The sequence below is a fragment of the Emticicia sp. MM genome (assembly GCF_001649495.1).
Map to the genome: position 1 here is coordinate 1 of NZ_LXHX01000002.1, position 19757 is coordinate 19757.

Consider the following 19757-nt stretch of genomic DNA (forward strand, 5'->3'; position numbering starts at 1 on the left):
TAACTGATAATCAATACTTTATGTTGAAACCTAAATTATTTTTTTAATATTATTTGGCAGTTAATAAAAAAATAATTTTCTTTATTTATTAGAAAATATTCAGTTGGCACGAAAAATGTGGAGGGGTCATTAAATGTCCCTAAAATGAATGAAAAAACTCTACTTACACGATGCAAAAATTAAGTCTTAATCAATCCCTACAGCAGCGTCTGTCTCCTCAGCAGATACAGTTCATTAAACTGTTGCAGATTCCTTCTGCCGAGCTTGAGCAACGAATAGAAGAAGAGCTTGAGATAAATCCAGCTTTAGAGGAAGGCATGGACATGGATGAGCGTGTAAAAGATGAGTATGAAGATGATTATAATGTTGATGACCATGATGATTATAGTGAATATAGTGAGTATGATACTTATGAGGGGCTTGATGTAAAACAATATTTAGACCAAGATGACTATGCCGGCTATAAAATGCAAGGTGATGGATGGGGCGATGATGACCGCGATGCGATGCCGGTAGTTGCTACCAGCACATTAGCAGAATCTTTGGTGCAACAATTAGGTTTTTTACGTCTTGATTCTCGTCAAGAAGCTATTGGAATGCAGCTTATTGGTAGTATTGAGGAAGATGGTTATATTCGACGTGCTCTTCGTTCGATTTGTAATGATTTGGCCTTCACGCAAAATATTTATACGAGTGAAGAAGAAGTAGCAAACCTTCTCAAAAAAGTACAAACATTTGAGCCAGCTGGTATTGGTGCAAGAGATTTAAGAGAATGTCTTTTACTACAACTCGACCGCAAAAACCACGATGATATTGCGGTGGAAACAGCTATTAGAATCATAGATGCTCACTTTGACGAGTTTACAAAAAAACATTACGAAAAAATCCAACGCCGCCTCGATATTGACGATGAAACGTTGAAGCAAGCTATTAAAGTTATCACTCGTCTGAATCCTAAACCAGGTAGTATTGGAAGCGGCGATAGTGCAGCAGCCTACTTAATGGCCGATTTTATCGTAACAAATAATAATGGCAAACTTGATGTTATTTTAAACTCAAAAAATGCCCCAGAATTACGTGTGAGTCGTTCATTTGCTGAAATGCTTGATGCGTATGACAAAACAGATAAAAATGGTTCTGCTCAACACAAAAGCATTAAAGAGACGGTTACTTTCGTAAAACAAAAACTCGATGCCGCTAAATGGTTTATTGATGCTATTAAACAGCGTCAGCAGACTTTATTGAAAACCATGAAAGCAATTGTTGAGTTTCAACGTGAGTTTTTCTTAGAAGGCGATGAGACAAAGCTCAAACCAATGATTCTGAAAGATATTGCTAACCGCATTGATATGGATATTTCTACGGTTTCGCGGGTAGCTAATAGTAAATCTGTTCAAGCAGACTTTGGTATTTATCCACTTAAATATTTCTTCTCAGAAGGTATCGCAACCGATTCGGGCGAAGATGCTTCAAGCCGTGAAGTGAAAAACATTTTGAAAGAATTGATAGAAAATGAGCCTAAGAACTCACCACTTTCAGATGATAAACTTGAAAAACTATTGAATAAGCGTGGTTATAATATCGCTCGTCGTACAGTGGCAAAATACCGTGAGCAATTGAATATTCCAGTAGCACGTTTACGTAAGCAGTTATAGATTAAAAATATCATATATATATGAAGGTCGGCATGATTCAAAATCGTGCCGACCTTTTTTTGCAGCAAAATCCAAAACAAAAAACCTTCTTGATTGCTCAAGAAGGTTTTTCAATTTCTTTATGCCTGTGAAATTATGCTTTCAATGCATTTTGTAACTCTTCCATAGGAACCATTTCTTCCTTGAAAGTGTAAGCACCAGTTTTTGGTGATTTCACAGCTTTGATAACTTTCGCAAAGTTTTTACCTGCGGTTTTATCACGGAGCGTTGCAACTACTTTCTTTGCCATTTCTAATTTGATTTTAGATGCGAGAAAAACTCACATTCATTTCTTTAATATTATTTAATTTCTTTGTGGAGCGTGTGAGCTTTCAAAAATGGATTATATTTTTTCAACTCTAAACGACCTGTAGTGTTTTTACGGTTTTTTGTCGTTACGTAACGAGACATACCTGCTACACCGCTTGTTTTTTGTACAGTACATTCTAAAATTACTTGTACACGATTGCCTTTCTTAGCCATTGTTTTATCTATTTGAATGTATTGACTTTTATTGATAAGCAATCAAATCAAGCCAAAATTGATATTTTAAAGAATAAATTTCATTTCAAAATGCTTAGACTCTTTAGCTAAACGCCTGTGTGTCTTGCATTTGGGGTTGCAAAGTTACAAAATTGTGATTGTTTTTTCAAAAATCTTTCAAAAGTTTTTTGATTAATTGTTTGATTTCTCTTCTCGAAGTATCAAACAAGTGCTTTCAAAGGTTTTCGGACTCAACTTTACACTTAATTTCTTGATGCTTTCTTGCATTTTGGCCACTCTCTTCAGAAGAGCCGTCAACCAAATAACGTTTTTATTGCACTTTTACTTCCATGGATTAGGTATATCAGCCACTTTAATCTGCTGAAAGAATCTTTTAATAAGCTACTGTTGTCGTTTACAGCTTCATAAAATATGTTGTTTGCCTTGGGCTATGATATAGAATGATATTTTTATGCATGCATACTATTTTCAGAAATTTGATTTAACTTCGCCAACATTTCAAATTAAATCGACTATTTAAACTAATAACCTAGTAATGAAAAATACCCAAGTAAACTTGATTGCACGCCCAATAGGCGAACCAACGGCCGCTTGTTGGGAAATTATAGAAAATGAAACCCCAGAATTGGCTGAAAACCAACTTTTGGTTCAAACGCAATATTTATCAATTGACCCAGCGATGCGTGGATGGATGAATGAAGGGAAATCGTATATTCGCCCAGTAAGAATTGGCGAAGTAATGAGAGCCTTAGGTGCAGGAGTTGTGATAGAATCGAAACACCCAGATTTCAAAGCAGGTGATTTTGTAACTGCTGGAATGGGTGTACAAGAATATGCCGTGATTGAAGGAAAAGATGCCGTAAAAGTTGACCCTAATTTTATTCCATTACCTGCTTATTTAGGCACTTTAGGAATGTCAGGTCTAACGGCTTACTTTGGTTTATTGGATACTGGACAACCAAAAGAAGGAGAGACTGTGGTTGTATCGGGAGCTGCGGGTGCGGTTGGTAGTGTGGTTGGGCAAATTGCAAAAATTAAAGGCTGTAGAGTAGTTGGCATTGCAGGCGGAGCAGATAAATGTAAATATGTTGTAGAAGAATTGGGCTTTGATGCTTGTGTTGATTATAAGGCAGGAGATTTAAGAAATCAACTAAAAAACGCATGTCCATCGGGCGTTGATGTGTATTTTGATAACGTAGGCGGCGAAATTTTAGATACAGTATTGACACTCATCAACCTTCGTGCAAGAATTGTTATTTGTGGAGCTATTTCACAATATAATGCTACTCAAAAGCCAGTTGGCCCAAGCAATTACCTCTCGCTTTTGGTGAATCGTGCGAGAATGGAAGGAATTGTAGTGTTTGATAATGCTGCTAATTATGGAAAAGCAGTCAAAGAAATGGCTGGTTGGATTGCTCAAGGCAAACTTAATTCGAATGTGTATGTAGCCGAAGGTGGAGTAAGAGCATTTCCTGAAACTTTAATGAAGTTGTTTAAAGGTGAAAATACAGGTAAATTGGTGTTGAAAGTTTCTTAGTCGATTTATAGTCAAAAGGCAACTGTCAAGAGATTGAGTAAGTGACAAGTTTTTATGACAGACGAGCGAAATTTACATATTGATTCTTTGATAGAACGCATTGCTTCGTGCCAGTCGCGAGGCGATGCGTTTTTTCCTGAAGGCATTTTTCCTTCTTATCGACATAATAAATATCTTTTTTATCGCAGACCTGATACAAATATTTTCTATACTGCTACGATTGTTTTTGTTTTGAATCAGGTAAAAGCAAAGGTTTCGGTAAAATCTCAAAAGATTATTGAAGAAATTACAGCAAAGGCCGTAAAAAACTACTCAGATTTTCAGAATAAAGATGGTTTAAAAACCTATAACTTCTGGAAAACAAAACCTTCGAAGCATTTTCCGAATGGACATATTTTTTATCGTTATGACCATTTTAGAATTCCTGATGATATTGATGATACTTCATTGATTTACCTAACTTTACCGCATTCAAAAGAAGATGTATTGTGGTTGAAGGAAAAAGTGAAACTACATACAAACTCTCCAGCATCTAATGGAGGAGTTTATTCAACTTGGTTTGGGAAAAATATGCCGATTGAGCATGATGTGTGTGCTTTGTGTAATTTGATGTATTTGTTTAAAAAACATGAATTACCACACAACGAATATGATGAAGCTGTTTATGGATTTCTGAAAAAGGTGATTTTAGAAGAAAAGTTTATAAATGATGCTTTTGAAATAGCTCATAATTATGCTACTACACCGCTTATAATTTATCACTATGCTCGCCTTTTGGGAGATTTTGAGATACCCCAACTCGAAGTTTGTCGAGAGAAGCTAATAGATGCTACTAAGCAATTACTTTTAAACCAAAAATTAGATAAAATGAATAGATTGGTTTTGGAAACGTCTTTGTTGAAGTTGGATAAAAATGAAAAATTCACAGGGAAGCAATTGCCAATTGCCAATAATCAATCATCGTTTACTTATTTTATTGCAGGACTTTTGAGTTCTTACAGAACCCCAATTTTATATTTTTTCGCCCCATTTAAAATCACGCAAATGGAATGGCAATGTGAAGCACATGAATTGGCACTCATTGTGGAGCGAATATTAAAATAAGATGAGTTCGGGTTGTGGATATTGTATAAGGTTTTGATAATCAGTAATTTAAAATTCATAAAATACTCCGTAGGAGTTAAGTATCGACCGCCGGCCACAGCCGTAGAAAATGCGACCTTCTTAGCAGTATAGCTCCGATGGGGCTGGAGATGAGGTTCTCACATATATTTCTACCGATATTCAACTCCGTAGGGGCAAATTCGACTCATTTTAACTCTGAATTCACGATAAAATAGTAAGGGTGAACATCATGTTCGCCCTATAGATTAGATTCTCATCGGAATACCTTTATCTTTCAAGTAGTTTTTCAGTTCTGGAATACCTATTTCTTTAAAGTGGAAAATACTGGCTGCCAAGCCTGCATCGGCTTTTCCCGAGGTAAATACATCATAGAAGTGTTCCATTGTACCAGCTCCACCCGAGGCAATAATCGGAATATTTGAATTCTCAGAAATTTCGGCCGTTAATTCTAATGCAAACCCTGCTTTCGTGCCGTCGGTATCCATCGAGGTCAATAATATTTCACCCGCTCCACGGTCTTCTACTTCTTTTGCCCAAGCGATTGTTCTTAGTTCGGTTGGTTTTCTACCTCCGTGTGTATGTACGATATGCTCATAGCCGTTGGCTTGCTCAATATATCGAGTATCAATAGCCACAACAATACACTGCGAGCCAAACTCAAGAGCTAATTCATTGATTAATTGAGGATTACGCACTGCCGAAGAATTAATTGAAACTTTATCCGCTCCAGCATTTAAAAGCTTGGAAACATCAGCAACTGAACCAATTCCGCCACCTACACAAAATGGAATATTGATGGTATGGGCAACTCTACGTACTAAATCGAGCAAAGTTTTGCGTTCTTCAACAGTGGCTGTAATATCGAGAAATACTAACTCGTCAGCTCCTTGACGAGCATATTCGGCTCCAAGTTCTACGGGGTCGCCCGCATCGCGAAGATTGACAAAATTTGTACCTTTAACGGTTCTACCGTCTTTTATATCCAAGCAAGGAATAATTCTTTTTGTGAGCATAGTTTCAAAGGTTCGAAAACCGTATGATTATTTTTCGTTATAAATATTTGGTCGGGCAATCTGCATCATTATATCGGGGTTATCCAGTGGAGTGAAGCCGAATTGTGCATAAAGTCCGTGGGCATCGCGAGTAGCGAGCATCCATCTACGAAGTCCTTGTAAATCAGGGTGTTGTGTAATACACTGCATCAACCATTTTGAAATCCCTTTGCCTCTTTCGCTCTCTAAAACAAAAACATCGGCCAAGTAAGCAAAAGTAGCATAGTCAGAAATGATTCGGGCATAGCCTATTTGAGAAGCCCCACCCCAACCCTCCCCGATAGAGAGGGAGTGTTTGTAAATACCAAAAGTTGTTGAATGTTCGGCGGCACGCTTCACGATTTCCATCGGAATATTGGGAGACCAATAACTTGTCGATAAGAAACCATGAATTACGTCAAATTGTAATTTGGCTTTATCGGTGCTAATGGTGTATTCGTCTTTTTGAAATTCGTGAATCATATCGGACGACTAATTTTATTTAAATTTTAACAATGACAGGTTTTAAACCTGTCCTACAAGAATCTTTTTTCTATTTCTTTCAAAGTTACACGCCCTTCGTAAATGGCTTTACCAACAATTACTCCAAAAATATTGAGTTCAGCCAAATCCTCTAAGTCCTTCATTGAACTTACGCCACCACTGGCAATAACTTGCAAATCAGGGAATTGTGCTTGCATTTTCTTGTATAAATCTACAGAAGGGCCTTGTAGAAGTCCGTCTTTCGCTACATCGGTGCTGATGGTGTATTTTACGCCTTTTTCTATCCACTGAGCAATGAAATCATATACCCAAACGCCCGAATCTTCTTCCCAACCACTTACGGCAATTTTTTCGTTTCGTGCATCGGCTCCCAAAATAATGGCTTCTCCACCAAATCGTTTGAGCCAATCTTCGAATAACGCTGGATTTTTGATGGCGATACTTCCGCCAGTTACTTGCTTGGCTCCGCAATCGAAAGCCAATCGGATATCTTCATTAGATTGTACTCCACCGCCAAAATCAATGTGTAAATTGGTTTTACTGGCAATGGTTTCGAGTACTTTAGCGTTGGTGATTTTTTTATTTTTAGCTCCATCTAAATCAACCAAATGAAGGCGTTTGATACCCGCATCTTCAAACATCTTGGCAACTTCGAGTGGGTTTTCGTTGTATGTTTTTTTCTGTGAATAATCACCTTGTGTAAGTCTTACACACTTACCTTCGATGAGGTCAATGGCTGGAATGATTTGAAACATAGTTTCTAACCGAAGCGTCGGACCGTCCCTAAATTGGGAATTTATATAGTTTAGAAATATAATATTGAAACGGGTTGATTTGATAAATGATTACTCTATCAAACCCCCAAAAAATTCTTGAAAATCTGTTCGCCTACATCACCACTGATTTCTGAGTGAAACTGTGCCGCAAAGAAATTATCTCGCTGCAACATGGCCGAATATTCAAGAATATAATTGGTTTTAGCTACTGTGTAATCACAAAGTGGAGCGTAATATCCGTGGTTATAATAGACGTATTCGCTTTCACGCAAACCTTTCAAAAGTGGATTTGGCTGCTCGGCCAAGATATTATTCCAGCCAGTTTGTGGAACTTTGAAGCCTTTTACTCTCGGAAACTTCAAGATTGGAATATCGAAAACTCCCAAACATTCGGTATTATTTTCTTCGGATGATTGGCAGAGAAGCTGCATTCCTACGCAAGTTCCCAAGAAAGGTTGTTTAAGTGTAGGAATTACTTTGTCGAGTCCGTTTTCTCGTAAACTTTTCATGGCAGTTGAAGCTTCTCCCACGCCTGGGAAAATTATTCTTTCGGCAGAGCGAATGACTTCGGCATCATCAGAGAGTTCGTAGCTTGCTCCGATTCTTTCAAGTGCGTACATAACCGACTGCACATTGCCCGCATTGTATTTGATAATGACTACTTTCAATTTTCAATGATTAAATGAGTACCACAATGTAATTGAACGATTTGTAATATGTTGAGAAAAAGCTCCTTCTCAACATATTACAAATCTAAACTTATAGCTAGACAAAACATTATTTTTTATAAAAAAGTACTATTTAATCTTGAATAAGTTTTATAAATATTGATTTAAACAAAAATATTCATTCAATCACCCATTCAATCATTTAGGCATTGGTTATCTTGCGGCGAAATTTTACGACCCCAAAAATGAATTGGCAAACGCTTTTCTCTAATAAACGACTTGGTGCCGAACACCGCAACGCTCAAGAACATTTCCGTACTGATTATATGCGAGACTATGACCGATTGATTTTTTCGTCACAGTTTCGCCGATTACAAAATAAGACTCAAGTTTTTCCATTACCAGGAGCAGTTTTCGTACATAATCGCCTAACTCATAGCTTAGAAGTGGCCTCGGTAGGCCGTTCGCTGGGGAAGGCAATTGGTGAGAAAATTGTTGAAAAATACCAAGATTCGCTTAATCAAGAAGCCATAGAGTTTTACAAATTTGAGCTTTCGGCGGTAGTCATGACAGCCTGTATTGCTCACGATATTGGTAATCCACCATTCGGGCATTCGGGTGAAGAAGCCATTCGTACATATTTTAGAGAATTGGAGGGCGAAAAACTTCAATTTTTAACTGAAAACCTAACTGAAAATCAATTTAACGATTTTAAATGGTTTGAAGGAAATGCAAATGCTTTCAGAATTTTAACAACAATTTTTAATAAAAGCAGTTTAAATTTAACTTATGCTACTTTAGCTTCAATCATTAAATATCCAGCTGATTCGAGTAGTGGATTTAAGAAAAAAACAGGCTTGATTTCAACCAAAAAATCTGGTTTTTTTGATTCAGAAAGTGAGTTTTTTCGCCGAATTGCCACCGAACTAAGCTTACATCCGCTTAATGATGAACAAACGGTTTTCGCCCGTCATCCTTTCGTATTTTTGGTAGAAGCGGCCGATGATATTTGTTATCGAATCATTGATTTAGAAGATGCTCATCGCTTAAATATTATTTCTATTCAAGAAGCTCGTGAGTTGCTCGAACCTTTCTTCGAAACACAAGAAGGCAAAAGAAGTATTAAAGAAAAAGTAGATACGATTGAAGATGACAAACAAAAATTGTCGTTTTTACGGGCGATGTTAATTGGTAAATTGGTCAATCAATGCACAGAAGTATTTTTTGAATACGAAAAACAGCTTTTAGACGGTACGCTCAATAAACCACTTATTGATTTACTAGATGAAAAAACAATTTCATTGATTAAACGAATAGACGATATTTCGGTCAAGAAAATTTATAACCACAAATCGGTTATTGAAATAGAAATTGCTGGTTATCATGTGATTGGAGGTTTGTTGAAAGAGTTTGTATCAGCGGTTTTATCGCCCGAGACGGCTAAATCTCGAAAACTTTTACAGCTCATGCCAAGCCAGTTTGAGATTAAAAAAGAAGATAATGCTTACCAAAATATTTTATCGGTAGTAGATTTTATTTCAGGTATGACCGACGTTTTTGCCATTGACCTTTACCGAAAAATTACAGGTATTCAAATTCCACAATTATAATTTTTACCCAAAGTGTGGCACACATTATTAATCGTTGAAAACTGGTTTGCCATGCTTAATTTGTAGATTTAAGCAATTAAGGAACTTCAAAACCGAAAAAAACTGTTGTTTCTGTAAGTACCTAAACCACAAAAAGTTCACACTTTTTGGCTGAAATTCGCATGAAACAAAGCAAAGACCCGTACGCAGCTCTGCGATACCCCGAATTTAGATATTTTATTTCGGCACAGTTTCTTTTTACTATTGCCGTATTAGTTCAAGAAGTAGTTATAAGTTTTTATCTCTACGAAATCACGCACGACCCTCTTTCGTTGGGTCTGATAGGCCTTTTCGAAGCAGTTCCTTATATTTCTCTGGCTCTTTTTGGAGGATATTTTGCCGACCGACGCGATAAAAAAACAATCATTCAAATTTGTTATGGCATTATTGTACTATGCTCTTTTTTATTGCTTTGGGTTACATATCCTTTAGAAAATCATCCACTTGATATTCAGAAAATTAAATTTGTCATTTATCTAACAGTCTTTATTTTAGGCTTAGCTCGTGGATTTTACGGCCCTGCATGGTCTTCACTTAAACCATTTTTAGTACCTGCCGAACATTATCCAAATTCGGCCTCTTGGAGTAGTCAATTTTGGCAATCAGGTATGATTCTTGGCCCAGCTTCTGCTGGATTTTTATATAGTTGGTTAGGACTTACGAATACCCTTATTTTGGTTATTGTGCTGTTTTGTGTGGCTTTTATATTGGTATCTCTGATTTCCAGAAAACCTATACAAGTACCCGAAGTTCACCAAAGTATTTTCAAAAGCTTAAAAGAAGGAATAGATTTCGTGCTAAAAAACAGAATTCTGTTTTATGCTATTTTGCTTGATATGTTCTCGGTGCTCTTTGGTGGAGTAGTAGCTATTTTGCCAGTATTCGCCAAAGATATTTTGCAAGTCGGAGCTGAAGGTTTAGGAATTTTAAGAGCCGCTCCAGGAATAGGAGCAGTGCTAACCATGCTCGGTACGGCATATTTCCCGCCTACACGTAAAGCATGGCGAAATATGCTTATTGCAGTAGCTGGTTTTGGTGTAGCTACTTTGGTTTTTGCCCTTTCAACCAACTTTTGGTTGTCGGTAGCAGCATTGTTTTTAACAGGTGCTTTTGATAGTATCAGTGTAATTGTACGCCAAACAATCTTGCAAGTGCTTCCTCCCGACGAAATGCGTGGGCGTGTAAGTGGTGTAAATGGTATTTTTGTGAGTTGCTCAAACGAATTAGGTGCTTTTGAATCGGGAGTGGCAGCTAAATTATTAGGCCCAGTTAATTCTGTTTTATTTGGAGGAGTAATGACATTAGTCATTGTCAGTATTTTATATCTGAGGTCTGGCGAATTGTTTGAAGTTAAATTAGAAAGAAATTGAGTTGTTAACTTAGAATCATAACAATATATTTGTGCAACCTCACAACTGTTGTTATGATTTTACTTTTTGCTGTTACTAAAAAAATATTTCAAAAAATTGCATTAAAATGCCCGCGTGTGGGCTTGCAAACGCTATTGATTTTATTGTCAATACAGGAAATTTCTGCACAAAACAAACCACGAAGTGAAATAAACCTCGATGCGTTTATTCAGCGGGTTTTTCCTGTTCAGCAAGAAAATATCAATTATGAAGACCTCTACGAGTCGCTTTATCAGCTTTATCAAAATCCATTAAATCTAAATACTGCAACTGCTGAAGAATTGGCTTCGATTTATATTCTTTCACAGGCTCAGATAAATAGCATCGTACAACATCGAGAGCAGAATGGCGATTTTTTGAGTATTTATGAACTTCAAGCTGTACAGAACCTTGATTTAGAAACTATTAGTAAAATTCTACCCTTTGTAGAGGTGAGATATAAATTTTCGGCAGGAGATTTACGAAATAGACTTACAAATCCTACGGAGCATTATTTAGTTTTACGAAATAGTCAGACTTTAGAGCAATCGAAGGGTTTTGCAGAAGATAAATACTTGGGTTCTCCTCAACATTTATACGCTCGTTATCGCTTGAGTCACCCAAAAGATTTTCAAGTAGGATTTATTGTAGAAAAAGATGCTGGCGAAAAACACTACCTCGATTTCTATACTTTTCATTTTCAGTTAAAAAATAAGGGAAACCTTAGAAACCTAATTTTAGGCGATTACCAAGCTCAGTTTGGTCAAGGCTTGATTATGTCGGCGGGTTTTTCCTTGGGAAAAAGCAGTGAAGCCATTGCAACTACTCGACGAAGCAATTTGGGTTTACGACCCTATGGTTCGTTGCTTGAAGGAGGCTATTTTAGGGGTGCTGCGGCCACTTATCAAATAGACAAAATTGATTTGACGGGCTTTTATTCTTATGCCAAACGAGATGCTAATATCAATGAAACAGATGGCGAACGAGAAGATTATTTTAGTTCGATACTAACAGGGGGTTTGCACAGAACAGCAACCGAATTGGCTCGAAAAAATCAATTAACTGAACAAAGTTTTGGCCTAAATGCTACCTTTCGGTTTAAAAATGGTCAGGTTGGAGCAACAATTCTAAATACACAGTTTGATGCATTTTTACAAAGAACACCCGTACTTTACAATAAATTTGAATTTGTAGGGAAACAAAACTTAGTTGCTGGTGCAAATGCGACCTATACTTGGCAAAATTTTAACTTCTTTGGCGAAGCTGCTCGTTCGAGTAGTGGTGGCGTGGGAGCAATTGGTGGCTTTGTTGCGGCTCTCAGTAAGCAAGTAGAATGGGCGGTGAATCTTCGCAACTTCGACCGCAATTTTCATAGTTTTTATGCCAATGCTTTGAGCGAAGGTAGTAGGAATATTAACGAACGGGGTATTTATTGGGGATTGAAATATACGCCTAAGAAAGGGCTTATTTTTAGTGGTTTCTATGACCGTTTTCAGTTTCCGTGGCTAAGGTATTTAGTAGATGCTCCTTCGAGTGGCTTCGATTATCTCTTACGAATGAGTTATCAAATCAATAAAAAGGCTCTCTTTTATGCCCAATATCATGAAGAACATAAAGGAAAAAATCTACCCAATAATACCACTGTTTCAGATTTGGTAGTAAATACCATTCGGCAAAGTGTTTTGGTCAACTTTGAATATGCAATTAATAGAGATTTTAAGACCCAAACTCGTGTGCAGTTGAATACTTTTCAATATGAAACACGTTCAAAATCTAAAGGGTATGTTTTGATGCAAGATATAGAAGGCACAATTAGAAAAGTACAGTTGAAAGGCCGAATCGCTTATTATAGTACCGATGATTATGATTCGAGAATTTATGTTTACGAAAATGATGTTCTTTATGCCATTTCGTTTCCTGCTTATTACGGAAATGGTTTGCGAACTTATTTGATAGCTCGTTATGGACTGACTAAAAATCTTGATTTATGGGTACGATATGCACGGACGCAACTGAGTGGCGTAACTAGCATCGGTAGTGGCAACGACCAAATTAATGCCCCGCATCGTAGCGAAATAAAGGCTCAGATTAAGTATTCGTTTTAAGTGTTTTATTCATGAAAATGTACCAAACCATCAATAGGGCTCTTTAATATTTTGCCTATCGTTAAATGATATTTTTGGGCAGTCTCGGTGAGTAAGTTATTATAATAAAATGCCACCGAACCGACAAAGTTGATAGTAACTTCTTGGCACATTGGATATTTAATAATGTATTTTTCGAAAAACTGTGCAAAGCAATTTTCTACTAAATTTTTACAAAAGTCATTTTCGAAGTTATCAAATAAGAACTTGGAAAAAGAAGCAAAATAACGATTTGGAAATGGCTTATGGTAAGCATTTTCGAGTACTGTAAGGCGGTCTATTGTGCCATATTTTTGCTCAAATCTTTCTCTTATTTCAAGAGGCATTTCATTGTGCAAATAGCTCAGTAAAAGACTTTTCCCTAAATGACCACCACTACCTTCATCTCCTAACCAAAAACCCAAAGGTGGAACCTGAAACCCCGTTTTTACACCATCAAAAAATATTGAGTTTGAGCCAGTACCTAAAATACAAGCAATTCCAGCGGTTCGCCCACAGGCGGCTCTTGCTGCACCAACAACATCGCTGTATGCTTCTATGTGTTGGCAATTGGGAAAAACCATTAAAATAGCTTCTTTAATGATTGCGGCTTTTTCTTCATTCGTCACACCAGTTCCGTAGTAAAATACCTTTTCAATGACTTTTGTACACAATGGAGCAACTTTTTCTTTTATTTCTTGAGCAATCGAATCGGCCCCTTGGTAGTATGGATTAAAACCAACGGTTTGTATTTCGGCAATTACCTTGTTTTGGTCTAAAAGTCTCCAATCGGTTTTGGTTGAGCCGCTATCTGCAATCAGAATCATATATAAAGTTGAGCTATTGATGATGATTTTGGGTGTAAATATCAGAATTGTAGGACAGGTTTGCAACCCGTCGATGCGTAGAAATAGCTTTTATCAATTCCTTGTTATTGACAACTTAAAGTAAAAAACATAATATTTTTAATTTTTTATTAAACAAATTCAATAAAATATAGTGTTAGTTAGATAGTAATAGACGGAAAACTTAAAAAATAGTTAAATTCGCAAAAAAGCAACAACACCACTTTATAGGATTATGGCAGAAGAAAAATCATTGAACTTTATCGAACAAATTATTGAAGATGACATTGCAGCAGGCAAAAACGACGGCCGAGTACTGACTCGTTTCCCTCCTGAGCCAAATGGCTACTTGCACATAGGTCATGCTAAATCTATCTGTCTGAATTTTGGAGTTGCCCAGAAATATGGTGGAAAAACAAATCTTAGATTTGACGATACTAACCCAGTTACCGAAGAAACCGAATACGTTGAGTCGATTAAGGCCGATGTTAAATGGTTAGGCTTCGATTGGGCAGAGGAACTATACGCCTCTGATTATTTTGACCAGTTATACGAATTGGCAGTAAAACTTATCAAGAAAGGCCTTGCTTACGTTGATGATAGCACATCAGAAGAAATGGCTGCTATGAAAGGTACACCAACTGTTCCGGGCATCAATAGCCCTTATCGTGAGCGTAGTATCGAAGAAAACCTTGATTTGTTTACTCGTATGAAAAACGGCGAATTTGCTGAAGGAACACGAGTTTTAAGAGCTAAGATTAATATGGCTTCGAGCAATATGCTCATGCGTGACCCAATCATTTATCGTATTAAATTTGCCACCCATCATCGCACAGGCGATAAATGGTGCATTTATCCGATGTATGATTTTGCACACGGACAATCAGATTCTATTGAGCAAATTACACATTCAATCTGTACACTTGAGTTTGTGCCTCATCGTGAATTGTATGATTGGTGTATCGAAAATCTTGAAATTTTCCCTTCAAAACAATACGAATTTGCTCGTCTGAATCTTTCGTATGCCATTACAAGTAAGCGTAAACTTTTGCAATTGGTGAACGAAAAATTTGTAAGTGGCTGGGACGACCCACGTATGCCTACAATTTCAGGGATGCGACGCCGTGGTTATACACCAGAAGCCATTCGTGAGTTTTGTGATAGAATTGGTGTAGCCAAACGCGATAATTTGATTGATGTAAGTTTATTAGAATTTTGTGTTCGCGAACATCTCAATAAAGTAGCTACCCGTGTCATGGCGGTGCTTGACCCGATTAAAGTTGTAATTACTAATTATCCAGAAGGAAAAGTTGAAGAACTAAAAGCAGAAAATAATCCAGAAGATGCTGAAAGTGGTTCAAGACCAATGCCATTTAGTCGTGAGATTTTAATCGAAAAAGATGATTTCATGGAAAACCCAACGAAAAAATACTTCCGTTTGGGGCCAGGCTTGATGGTTCGTTTGAAACATGCCTATATCATTAAATGTGATGAGGTAGTGAAGGACGAAAATGGCGAAATCGTAGAACTTCATTGTTCGTATATCGAAAACTCTCGCAGTGGTAGCGATACCTCTGGTATAAATGTAAAAGGAACTATCCATTGGGTTTCAGAGGCTCATGCAGTAGATGCAGAAGTAAGACTCTACGACCGCCTCTTTAAGGTAGAAGACCCAAGTCGTGAAGATGGAGATTTTAAAGAATACTTAAACGGAGATTCCTTAGAAGTTATAACAGCCAAAGTAGAACCTGCTCTAAAAGAAGCAACTGTAGGAACACCGTATCAGTTTTTGCGTAAAGGTTATTTCTGTTTAGACCCTGATTCAACAACCAATCAATTGGTCTTTAATAAAACAGTTGGTTTAAAAGATACTTGGGCCAAAGAAGCCAATAAATAATGCACCGATTAATTTTAAAACCTGCAAGTGTCAAAACTTGCAGGTTTTATTTTAGTATTTCAGAGACCTTTTTATACGAACTAAGTCAAATAGGCGTTAGTAATTGATAATAACAAAGAATCCTTACGATGAAAAACACAGCAATTAAGATTTTAACTTTTCTGCTTATTAGTGTAAGTACTTTTGCACAAACAGCCGATGATGTTTTCAATAAATATTATACCGCTACCGGTGGAAAAGCCTTATGGGATAGTATCGCTACATATACTATAAAACAATCTTATAAAGGCAATACCGCGGCCGATTATGATATGGAGCTCAGAGGTTCATTTAAAGAGGCAGGCCTCTATAAAGCCAAAACAATTTTGAAGCGTACTTTTATTTTTGGAATAAAAGGAAATGAAGGTTGGAGAAAAGTGCCTCTCGGAAGTACTGATAAAGCAACGCAGTATGAGACCAATTCATTGAGTGAAAAAGAGCAAGAAAATATGCGTAGAGAACTTAAGGAAAACTTATTACCATTTCTTGATTATGAAGCCAAAGGGTATATTGCTACACTCGTTGGAAGCGAAACACTTAATAATGTGAAAGTAAAACAAGTAGAATTGAGTGGTAGAGGCACAAAATATAATCTCTATTTTGATGAATCAACTGGTTTGTTAGTAAGAAAAAAACTTACACTCAATACGGGAGAGGTAATTACAGAAGATTACACTAAATATGCTGATACAGCTTACGGAATTAAGTTTCCTGTAGAATCAAACTATACCAGTAGTGTTGATAAACGTACTTTAAAAGTAACAACTTCAGTTATTTTAAATGATAAAATTGCTCCTGAATATCTAATGAAATAACAGAAATATAATAACAAGCTTTGAGGCCTCTCATTTTTGAGGGGCTTTTTTGTGTAACTTTAATTCTAATTCTGAAAAATCTTTAATCAACTTCCAACCATTCTATGTGAATCAGTGTCTTACTGATGTCAACCATTTAAAATTTAACACGGTTGGAATATAAAACTACCCTTTTCATGTATAGCGAACAAGATTTAATACAGGCTTGTATTCGCCAAGAACGACCAGCCCAACGGCAGCTTTACGAGCGTTTTGCTAGTAAGTTGTTCGCTACGGCTATGCGTTACATGAAAAATCGGAGTGATGCCGAAGATGTTTTACAAGATTCATTCATCAAAATCTTTCAAAAAATTGACACCTTCCGATTCGATTGCCCACTTGAAGCTTGGCTGCGAAAGATTGTAGTAAATACTGCTCTCAAACAATTACAAAGCCAGCCAAACTATATGGAGCATACTGATAGCCAATTGATTGCCGATGACCTAGAGCAAGATGAGTTTACACTCTCAGGTTTTGAATTTGAGCAACTCATGGGAATAGTACAGAGTTTGCCCGATGGCTGTCGTACGATTTTCAACTTATATGCCATAGAGGGATATCAACATAATGAAATAGCAGCAATGCTTGGGATTTCTGAAGGTACATCCAAATCTCAGTATTCAAGGGCAAAAATGCTATTACAAGGTAAATTGAAGGCAATTGGTATTGTTCCGAAAACCATAAAATAATTTAAGATTTAGATACGAAGGCGTAAATACAATAAAATGGAATTAGAAAGGCCAAATAATTTTGAAGAAGAGTGGAAAGATGCGTTTAATGACGCTTCCTTTGCTCCGCCTAATGATATGTGGGAGCGAATAGAGCGTGAATTAGATAAAAAAGAACGCCGTCCATTTTTGTTCTTCTTCAGTTCATCGGGCATGCTTGCAGGCATTGCCGCAACGCTTATTTTAGTGTTGGGTGGAATTCTATTTTTTATGAAAACCCCTTCGGATAATTTAGTAACATCGAGCATTGCAACTACTCCAAAATCAATTAATCAAACGCCTCAAAGTATTCAAAAAACAATAGAAGAAAGTAATCCAATAGCACTGAATTCGGCAGAACCTGCTATTTCAATGAAAGAAAAAGCTCTGACAGCTATGGCTGAAACGAGATTTAGCAAACGTATTACTAACCATAACAACTACACTCAAGAATTAGCTGTGATAGGTGCTCCTTTCTCGGCTAATTCGAATAGTGAAATAAATGAGCGAGCAGTTACAAGTTTAAAAGTAAGTTCGATAAGTGAAGGTAAAATTGGTCAAACGTCTGCACTTTTAGCCCAAAATAACCAACCAAAGGAGTTACAATTCCTTGTGCCGAAGACTTACCAGTATTTTGGTAGTAGATATACCTTAAAGCGAAATAAATTACTTTTCGATGTTCCTGAAGAAGAGGAATCTAAAAACTTAGCTTCGAATGATTCGAAATTTTGGTTGGGAGTACAATCTGGCGTATCTCCTTTCGACCCCAATATGAAACTCAATAATTTGAATACTGTAGCATTAGCTCAGGCCGATAATTTTGCCCAAGTCTCAAACAAACCATCTGTTGGAGCATCTCCTTCGGGCGATAAACAAGGACAGGTTTTGGTTTCACAGCCAGAAAATGCCATCAGAGGTGGTATTGGTATCAATACTGGAGTAGCAATGGGATATAAAATTTCAAAAAAATGGAATTTTGAGAGTGGTATTCGCTACCTAAGAGGTAACTCTACACTTAATAGCAATACGTATGCTTTTCAGCAAAATGGTTATGTAAATACTTTTTTTGCTGATTATTTATTGCAGAACTCAGCGAGTAAAGAATATTCCATAGCCAGTAGTACGGTCAATACAGTTGTAGCTGATGCGTCGAAGTTTGGGAATAGATATGAATATTTAATGGTTCCACTTCAAATGGGCTATGAAATTGCTATTTCTAAGAAAGTAGGTTTAAATGTATTGGCCGGTATTTCGGCAGATATTTTCTTGCAAAACACAATTATCAACGATAATAGTCTTGTGCAAGAAAAAAGTACCATTAATGGTTCGAGTAATATATATAAGCCATTAAACATGAGTGGCTTAGGAGGATTAAGAGCTACTTATCTGATTGATAAGCACTGGCAGTTAAATTTGGGCAGCTCGTATCAACATTCATTATTTTCAGGCATCAATAATTCTACTGATTTACAGATGCGTTTGAAGATGTTTGGACTGAATTATGGTTTAAATTATAGATTTTAAGATTAAATAGATACTTCAGCATCTATTTAATCTTATGTTCGCTCATATAACTTAGATATTTGACTATTTCATTGGCCTCTTCGGGCTTGATTCCCAAAGTTGGCATTTTTACTTCATTACGATAATCAGCAGGATTTTGTATAAAAGCTTTTAAATCTTCAGTTTTCCAGTATTCTGTCACACTTTTGGGGTAATTTAATTCTGGTCCCATTTTTCCACCTATTTTATTGATAGAATGACAAGTTTGACAACGATTTTTAAAAATTTCGTAACCTGCCATCGCCGATGCTTCGGTAGGTTTTAGCGCTGCATCATTTTCGTGTAGGGGTGCTAAATGTATTTTTACCAAATTATAGGGCCATTTATATAAAATATCATCAGCTGAAACACCTTCATAGACAACGTAAAAAGGTTCCATTTTTATAGGCTTATTATTACTTTCAACAGATTCCCAATCTTTCCCTTTACTTGCGTCAACATCACTTACTGCCAAAAAAGCTTTTGAACCAAGTAGTTTTTCCAATGACATTTCGGGCTTATAGCCATCTTCACACTCAAATACAACCTTCAAGTCAGCTACATTCATTCGTTTGAGAGCTGTATATTTTTCAAGGATTTCTTTTAACGGTAAAGCATTGAATTTTTTGTTTTTATGATAAACAGGGTCTGGCTTTACATTCGCAATAGTATTGGGTTTTAACAAACCTTGTTTTTGTAAGGCTACCAAATCAATAGAAAGAGAATCATTCGCTTGAACTTCTTCTTTTTCTAGTTGAGCTACCTGCAAAGAATCTTTATTGGTTGATTTTTCAGAATTAGTGCATGCAATATAAACTGTAGAAAGTAGGCAAAATGCGAGCGTTTTTTTCATAATTTAGATGAGGTAAAGAGG

General features: G+C 36.7%; 18 protein-coding genes. 10 read left to right on the forward strand and 8 right to left on the reverse strand.

Annotated elements, in window-relative coordinates:
- Positions 1-170: 170 nt before the first annotated feature.
- Positions 171-1655: an RNA polymerase factor sigma-54 gene (rpoN, locus tag A6M55_RS00035; RefSeq protein ID WP_015029007.1), complete on the forward strand. Its 1485-nt coding sequence runs from the start codon at positions 171-173 to the stop codon at positions 1653-1655.
- Positions 1656-1788: 133 nt separating this feature from the next.
- On the opposite strand, the gene A6M55_RS17170 is transcribed toward rpoN, so the two are convergent.
- A complete protein-coding gene (locus tag A6M55_RS17170) occupies positions 1789-1944 on the reverse strand; it encodes a DUF4295 domain-containing protein (protein ID WP_015029008.1) in 156 nt (51 codons plus the stop codon).
- A 50-nt stretch (positions 1945-1994) separates the two neighbouring features.
- Positions 1995-2177 carry a 50S ribosomal protein L33 gene (gene rpmG, locus A6M55_RS00040; RefSeq protein ID WP_015029009.1) on the reverse strand — a complete coding sequence of 61 codons (183 nt, stop codon included), beginning with the start codon at positions 2175-2177 and terminating at the stop codon, positions 1995-1997.
- Positions 2178-2733: 556 nt separating this feature from the next.
- Here rpmG and A6M55_RS00045 point away from each other — a divergent pair.
- Both A6M55_RS00045 and A6M55_RS00050 read left to right on the forward strand, forming a co-directional pair.
- Positions 2734-3735, forward strand: coding sequence for an NADP-dependent oxidoreductase (locus tag A6M55_RS00045; protein WP_015029010.1), 1002 nt, complete (start codon positions 2734-2736; stop codon positions 3733-3735).
- 54 nt (positions 3736-3789) lie between these two features.
- Positions 3790-4839, forward strand: coding sequence for a hypothetical protein (locus A6M55_RS00050; RefSeq protein ID WP_064196061.1), 1050 nt, complete (start codon positions 3790-3792; stop codon positions 4837-4839).
- Between the two features lie 266 nt (positions 4840-5105).
- Here the strand turns inward: A6M55_RS00050 and hisF are convergent, their stop codons facing one another.
- From hisF to hisH, 4 genes are all read right to left on the reverse strand, one after another.
- On the reverse strand, positions 5106-5873 hold the full coding sequence (gene hisF / locus A6M55_RS00055) for an imidazole glycerol phosphate synthase subunit HisF (protein ID WP_064196062.1): 768 nt from the start codon (positions 5871-5873) through the stop codon (positions 5106-5108).
- Positions 5874-5900: 27 nt separating this feature from the next.
- Positions 5901-6374, reverse strand: a complete 474-nt coding sequence (locus A6M55_RS00060; protein WP_064196063.1) for a GNAT family N-acetyltransferase — start codon at positions 6372-6374, stop codon at positions 5901-5903.
- Between the two features lie 53 nt (positions 6375-6427).
- Positions 6428-7150, reverse strand: coding sequence for a 1-(5-phosphoribosyl)-5-[(5-phosphoribosylamino)methylideneamino]imidazole-4-carboxamide isomerase (gene hisA / locus A6M55_RS00065; RefSeq protein WP_064196064.1), 723 nt, complete (start codon positions 7148-7150; stop codon positions 6428-6430).
- Between the two features lie 98 nt (positions 7151-7248).
- Positions 7249-7839, reverse strand: a complete 591-nt coding sequence (gene hisH, locus A6M55_RS00070) for an imidazole glycerol phosphate synthase subunit HisH (RefSeq protein ID WP_015029015.1) — start codon at positions 7837-7839, stop codon at positions 7249-7251.
- Between the two features lie 245 nt (positions 7840-8084).
- Between hisH and A6M55_RS00075 the strand changes: the two genes are divergently transcribed.
- The 3 genes from A6M55_RS00075 to A6M55_RS00085 all read left to right on the forward strand — a co-directional run bounded on the left by A6M55_RS00075 (position 8085) and on the right by A6M55_RS00085 (position 12981).
- Entirely contained in the window at positions 8085-9449 is a 1365-nt protein-coding gene (locus A6M55_RS00075) for a deoxyguanosinetriphosphate triphosphohydrolase (protein ID WP_015029016.1), read from the forward strand.
- A 161-nt stretch (positions 9450-9610) separates the two neighbouring features.
- The gene (locus A6M55_RS00080) at positions 9611-10858 is read left to right on the forward strand and encodes an MFS transporter (RefSeq protein ID WP_015029017.1); all 1248 of its coding nucleotides are present in this window, start codon (positions 9611-9613) and stop codon (positions 10856-10858) included.
- Between the two features lie 53 nt (positions 10859-10911).
- Complete coding sequence (locus A6M55_RS00085) at positions 10912-12981, forward strand: helix-hairpin-helix domain-containing protein (protein WP_082892873.1); 2070 nt, start codon at positions 10912-10914, stop codon at positions 12979-12981.
- A gap of 5 nt (positions 12982-12986) precedes the next feature.
- Here A6M55_RS00085 and A6M55_RS00090 read toward each other — a convergent pair whose 3' ends face one another.
- Entirely contained in the window at positions 12987-13826 is an 840-nt protein-coding gene (locus A6M55_RS00090) for a hypothetical protein (RefSeq protein ID WP_015029019.1), read from the reverse strand.
- Positions 13827-14079: 253 nt separating this feature from the next.
- On the opposite strand from A6M55_RS00090, the gene A6M55_RS00095 reads away from it, so the two are divergent.
- From A6M55_RS00095 to A6M55_RS00110, 4 genes are all read left to right on the forward strand, one after another.
- A complete protein-coding gene (locus A6M55_RS00095) occupies positions 14080-15741 on the forward strand; it encodes a glutamine--tRNA ligase/YqeY domain fusion protein (protein WP_015029020.1) in 1662 nt (553 codons plus the stop codon).
- 128 nt (positions 15742-15869) lie between these two features.
- Positions 15870-16595 (forward strand): hypothetical protein, encoded by a 726-nt coding sequence (locus A6M55_RS00100; RefSeq protein WP_064196065.1) that lies wholly within the window; start codon positions 15870-15872, stop codon positions 16593-16595.
- Positions 16596-16771: 176 nt separating this feature from the next.
- Positions 16772-17323, forward strand: a complete 552-nt coding sequence (locus tag A6M55_RS00105) for an RNA polymerase sigma factor (RefSeq protein ID WP_015029022.1) — start codon at positions 16772-16774, stop codon at positions 17321-17323.
- A gap of 36 nt (positions 17324-17359) precedes the next feature.
- Positions 17360-18865 carry a hypothetical protein gene (locus tag A6M55_RS00110; protein ID WP_064196066.1) on the forward strand — a complete coding sequence of 502 codons (1506 nt, stop codon included), beginning with the start codon at positions 17360-17362 and terminating at the stop codon, positions 18863-18865.
- A 22-nt stretch (positions 18866-18887) separates the two neighbouring features.
- Here A6M55_RS00110 and A6M55_RS00115 read toward each other — a convergent pair whose 3' ends face one another.
- Positions 18888-19736 carry a cytochrome c family protein gene (locus A6M55_RS00115; protein ID WP_064196067.1) on the reverse strand — a complete coding sequence of 283 codons (849 nt, stop codon included), beginning with the start codon at positions 19734-19736 and terminating at the stop codon, positions 18888-18890.
- Between the last annotated feature and the right edge of the window lie 21 nt (positions 19737-19757).

Bases quoted from the DNA above. Each gene is read 5' to 3' on its own strand.
- rpoN (WP_015029007.1), top strand. From the start codon at position 171: ATGCAAAAATTAAGTCTTAATCAATCCCTACAGCAGCGTCTGTCTCCT.
- A6M55_RS17170 (WP_015029008.1), bottom strand. From the start codon at position 1,944: ATGGCAAAGAAAGTAGTTGCAACGCTCCGTGATAAAACCGCAGGTAAA.
- rpmG (WP_015029009.1), bottom strand. From the start codon at position 2,177: ATGGCTAAGAAAGGCAATCGTGTACAAGTAATTTTAGAATGTACTGTA.
- A6M55_RS00045 (WP_015029010.1), top strand. From the start codon at position 2,734: ATGAAAAATACCCAAGTAAACTTGATTGCACGCCCAATAGGCGAACCA.
- A6M55_RS00050 (WP_064196061.1), top strand. From the start codon at position 3,790: ATGACAGACGAGCGAAATTTACATATTGATTCTTTGATAGAACGCATT.
- hisF (WP_064196062.1), bottom strand. From the start codon at position 5,873: ATGCTCACAAAAAGAATTATTCCTTGCTTGGATATAAAAGACGGTAGA.
- A6M55_RS00060 (WP_064196063.1), bottom strand. From the start codon at position 6,374: ATGATTCACGAATTTCAAAAAGACGAATACACCATTAGCACCGATAAA.
- hisA (WP_064196064.1), bottom strand. From the start codon at position 7,150: ATGTTTCAAATCATTCCAGCCATTGACCTCATCGAAGGTAAGTGTGTA.
- A6M55_RS00075 (WP_015029016.1), top strand. From the start codon at position 8,085: ATGAATTGGCAAACGCTTTTCTCTAATAAACGACTTGGTGCCGAACAC.
- A6M55_RS00080 (WP_015029017.1), top strand. From the start codon at position 9,611: ATGAAACAAAGCAAAGACCCGTACGCAGCTCTGCGATACCCCGAATTT.
- A6M55_RS00085 (WP_082892873.1), top strand. From the start codon at position 10,912: ATGATTTTACTTTTTGCTGTTACTAAAAAAATATTTCAAAAAATTGCA.
- A6M55_RS00090 (WP_015029019.1), bottom strand. From the start codon at position 13,826: ATGATTCTGATTGCAGATAGCGGCTCAACCAAAACCGATTGGAGACTT.
- A6M55_RS00095 (WP_015029020.1), top strand. From the start codon at position 14,080: ATGGCAGAAGAAAAATCATTGAACTTTATCGAACAAATTATTGAAGAT.
- A6M55_RS00100 (WP_064196065.1), top strand. From the start codon at position 15,870: ATGAAAAACACAGCAATTAAGATTTTAACTTTTCTGCTTATTAGTGTA.
- A6M55_RS00105 (WP_015029022.1), top strand. From the start codon at position 16,772: ATGTATAGCGAACAAGATTTAATACAGGCTTGTATTCGCCAAGAACGA.
- A6M55_RS00110 (WP_064196066.1), top strand. From the start codon at position 17,360: ATGGAATTAGAAAGGCCAAATAATTTTGAAGAAGAGTGGAAAGATGCG.
- A6M55_RS00115 (WP_064196067.1), bottom strand. From the start codon at position 19,736: ATGAAAAAAACGCTCGCATTTTGCCTACTTTCTACAGTTTATATTGCA.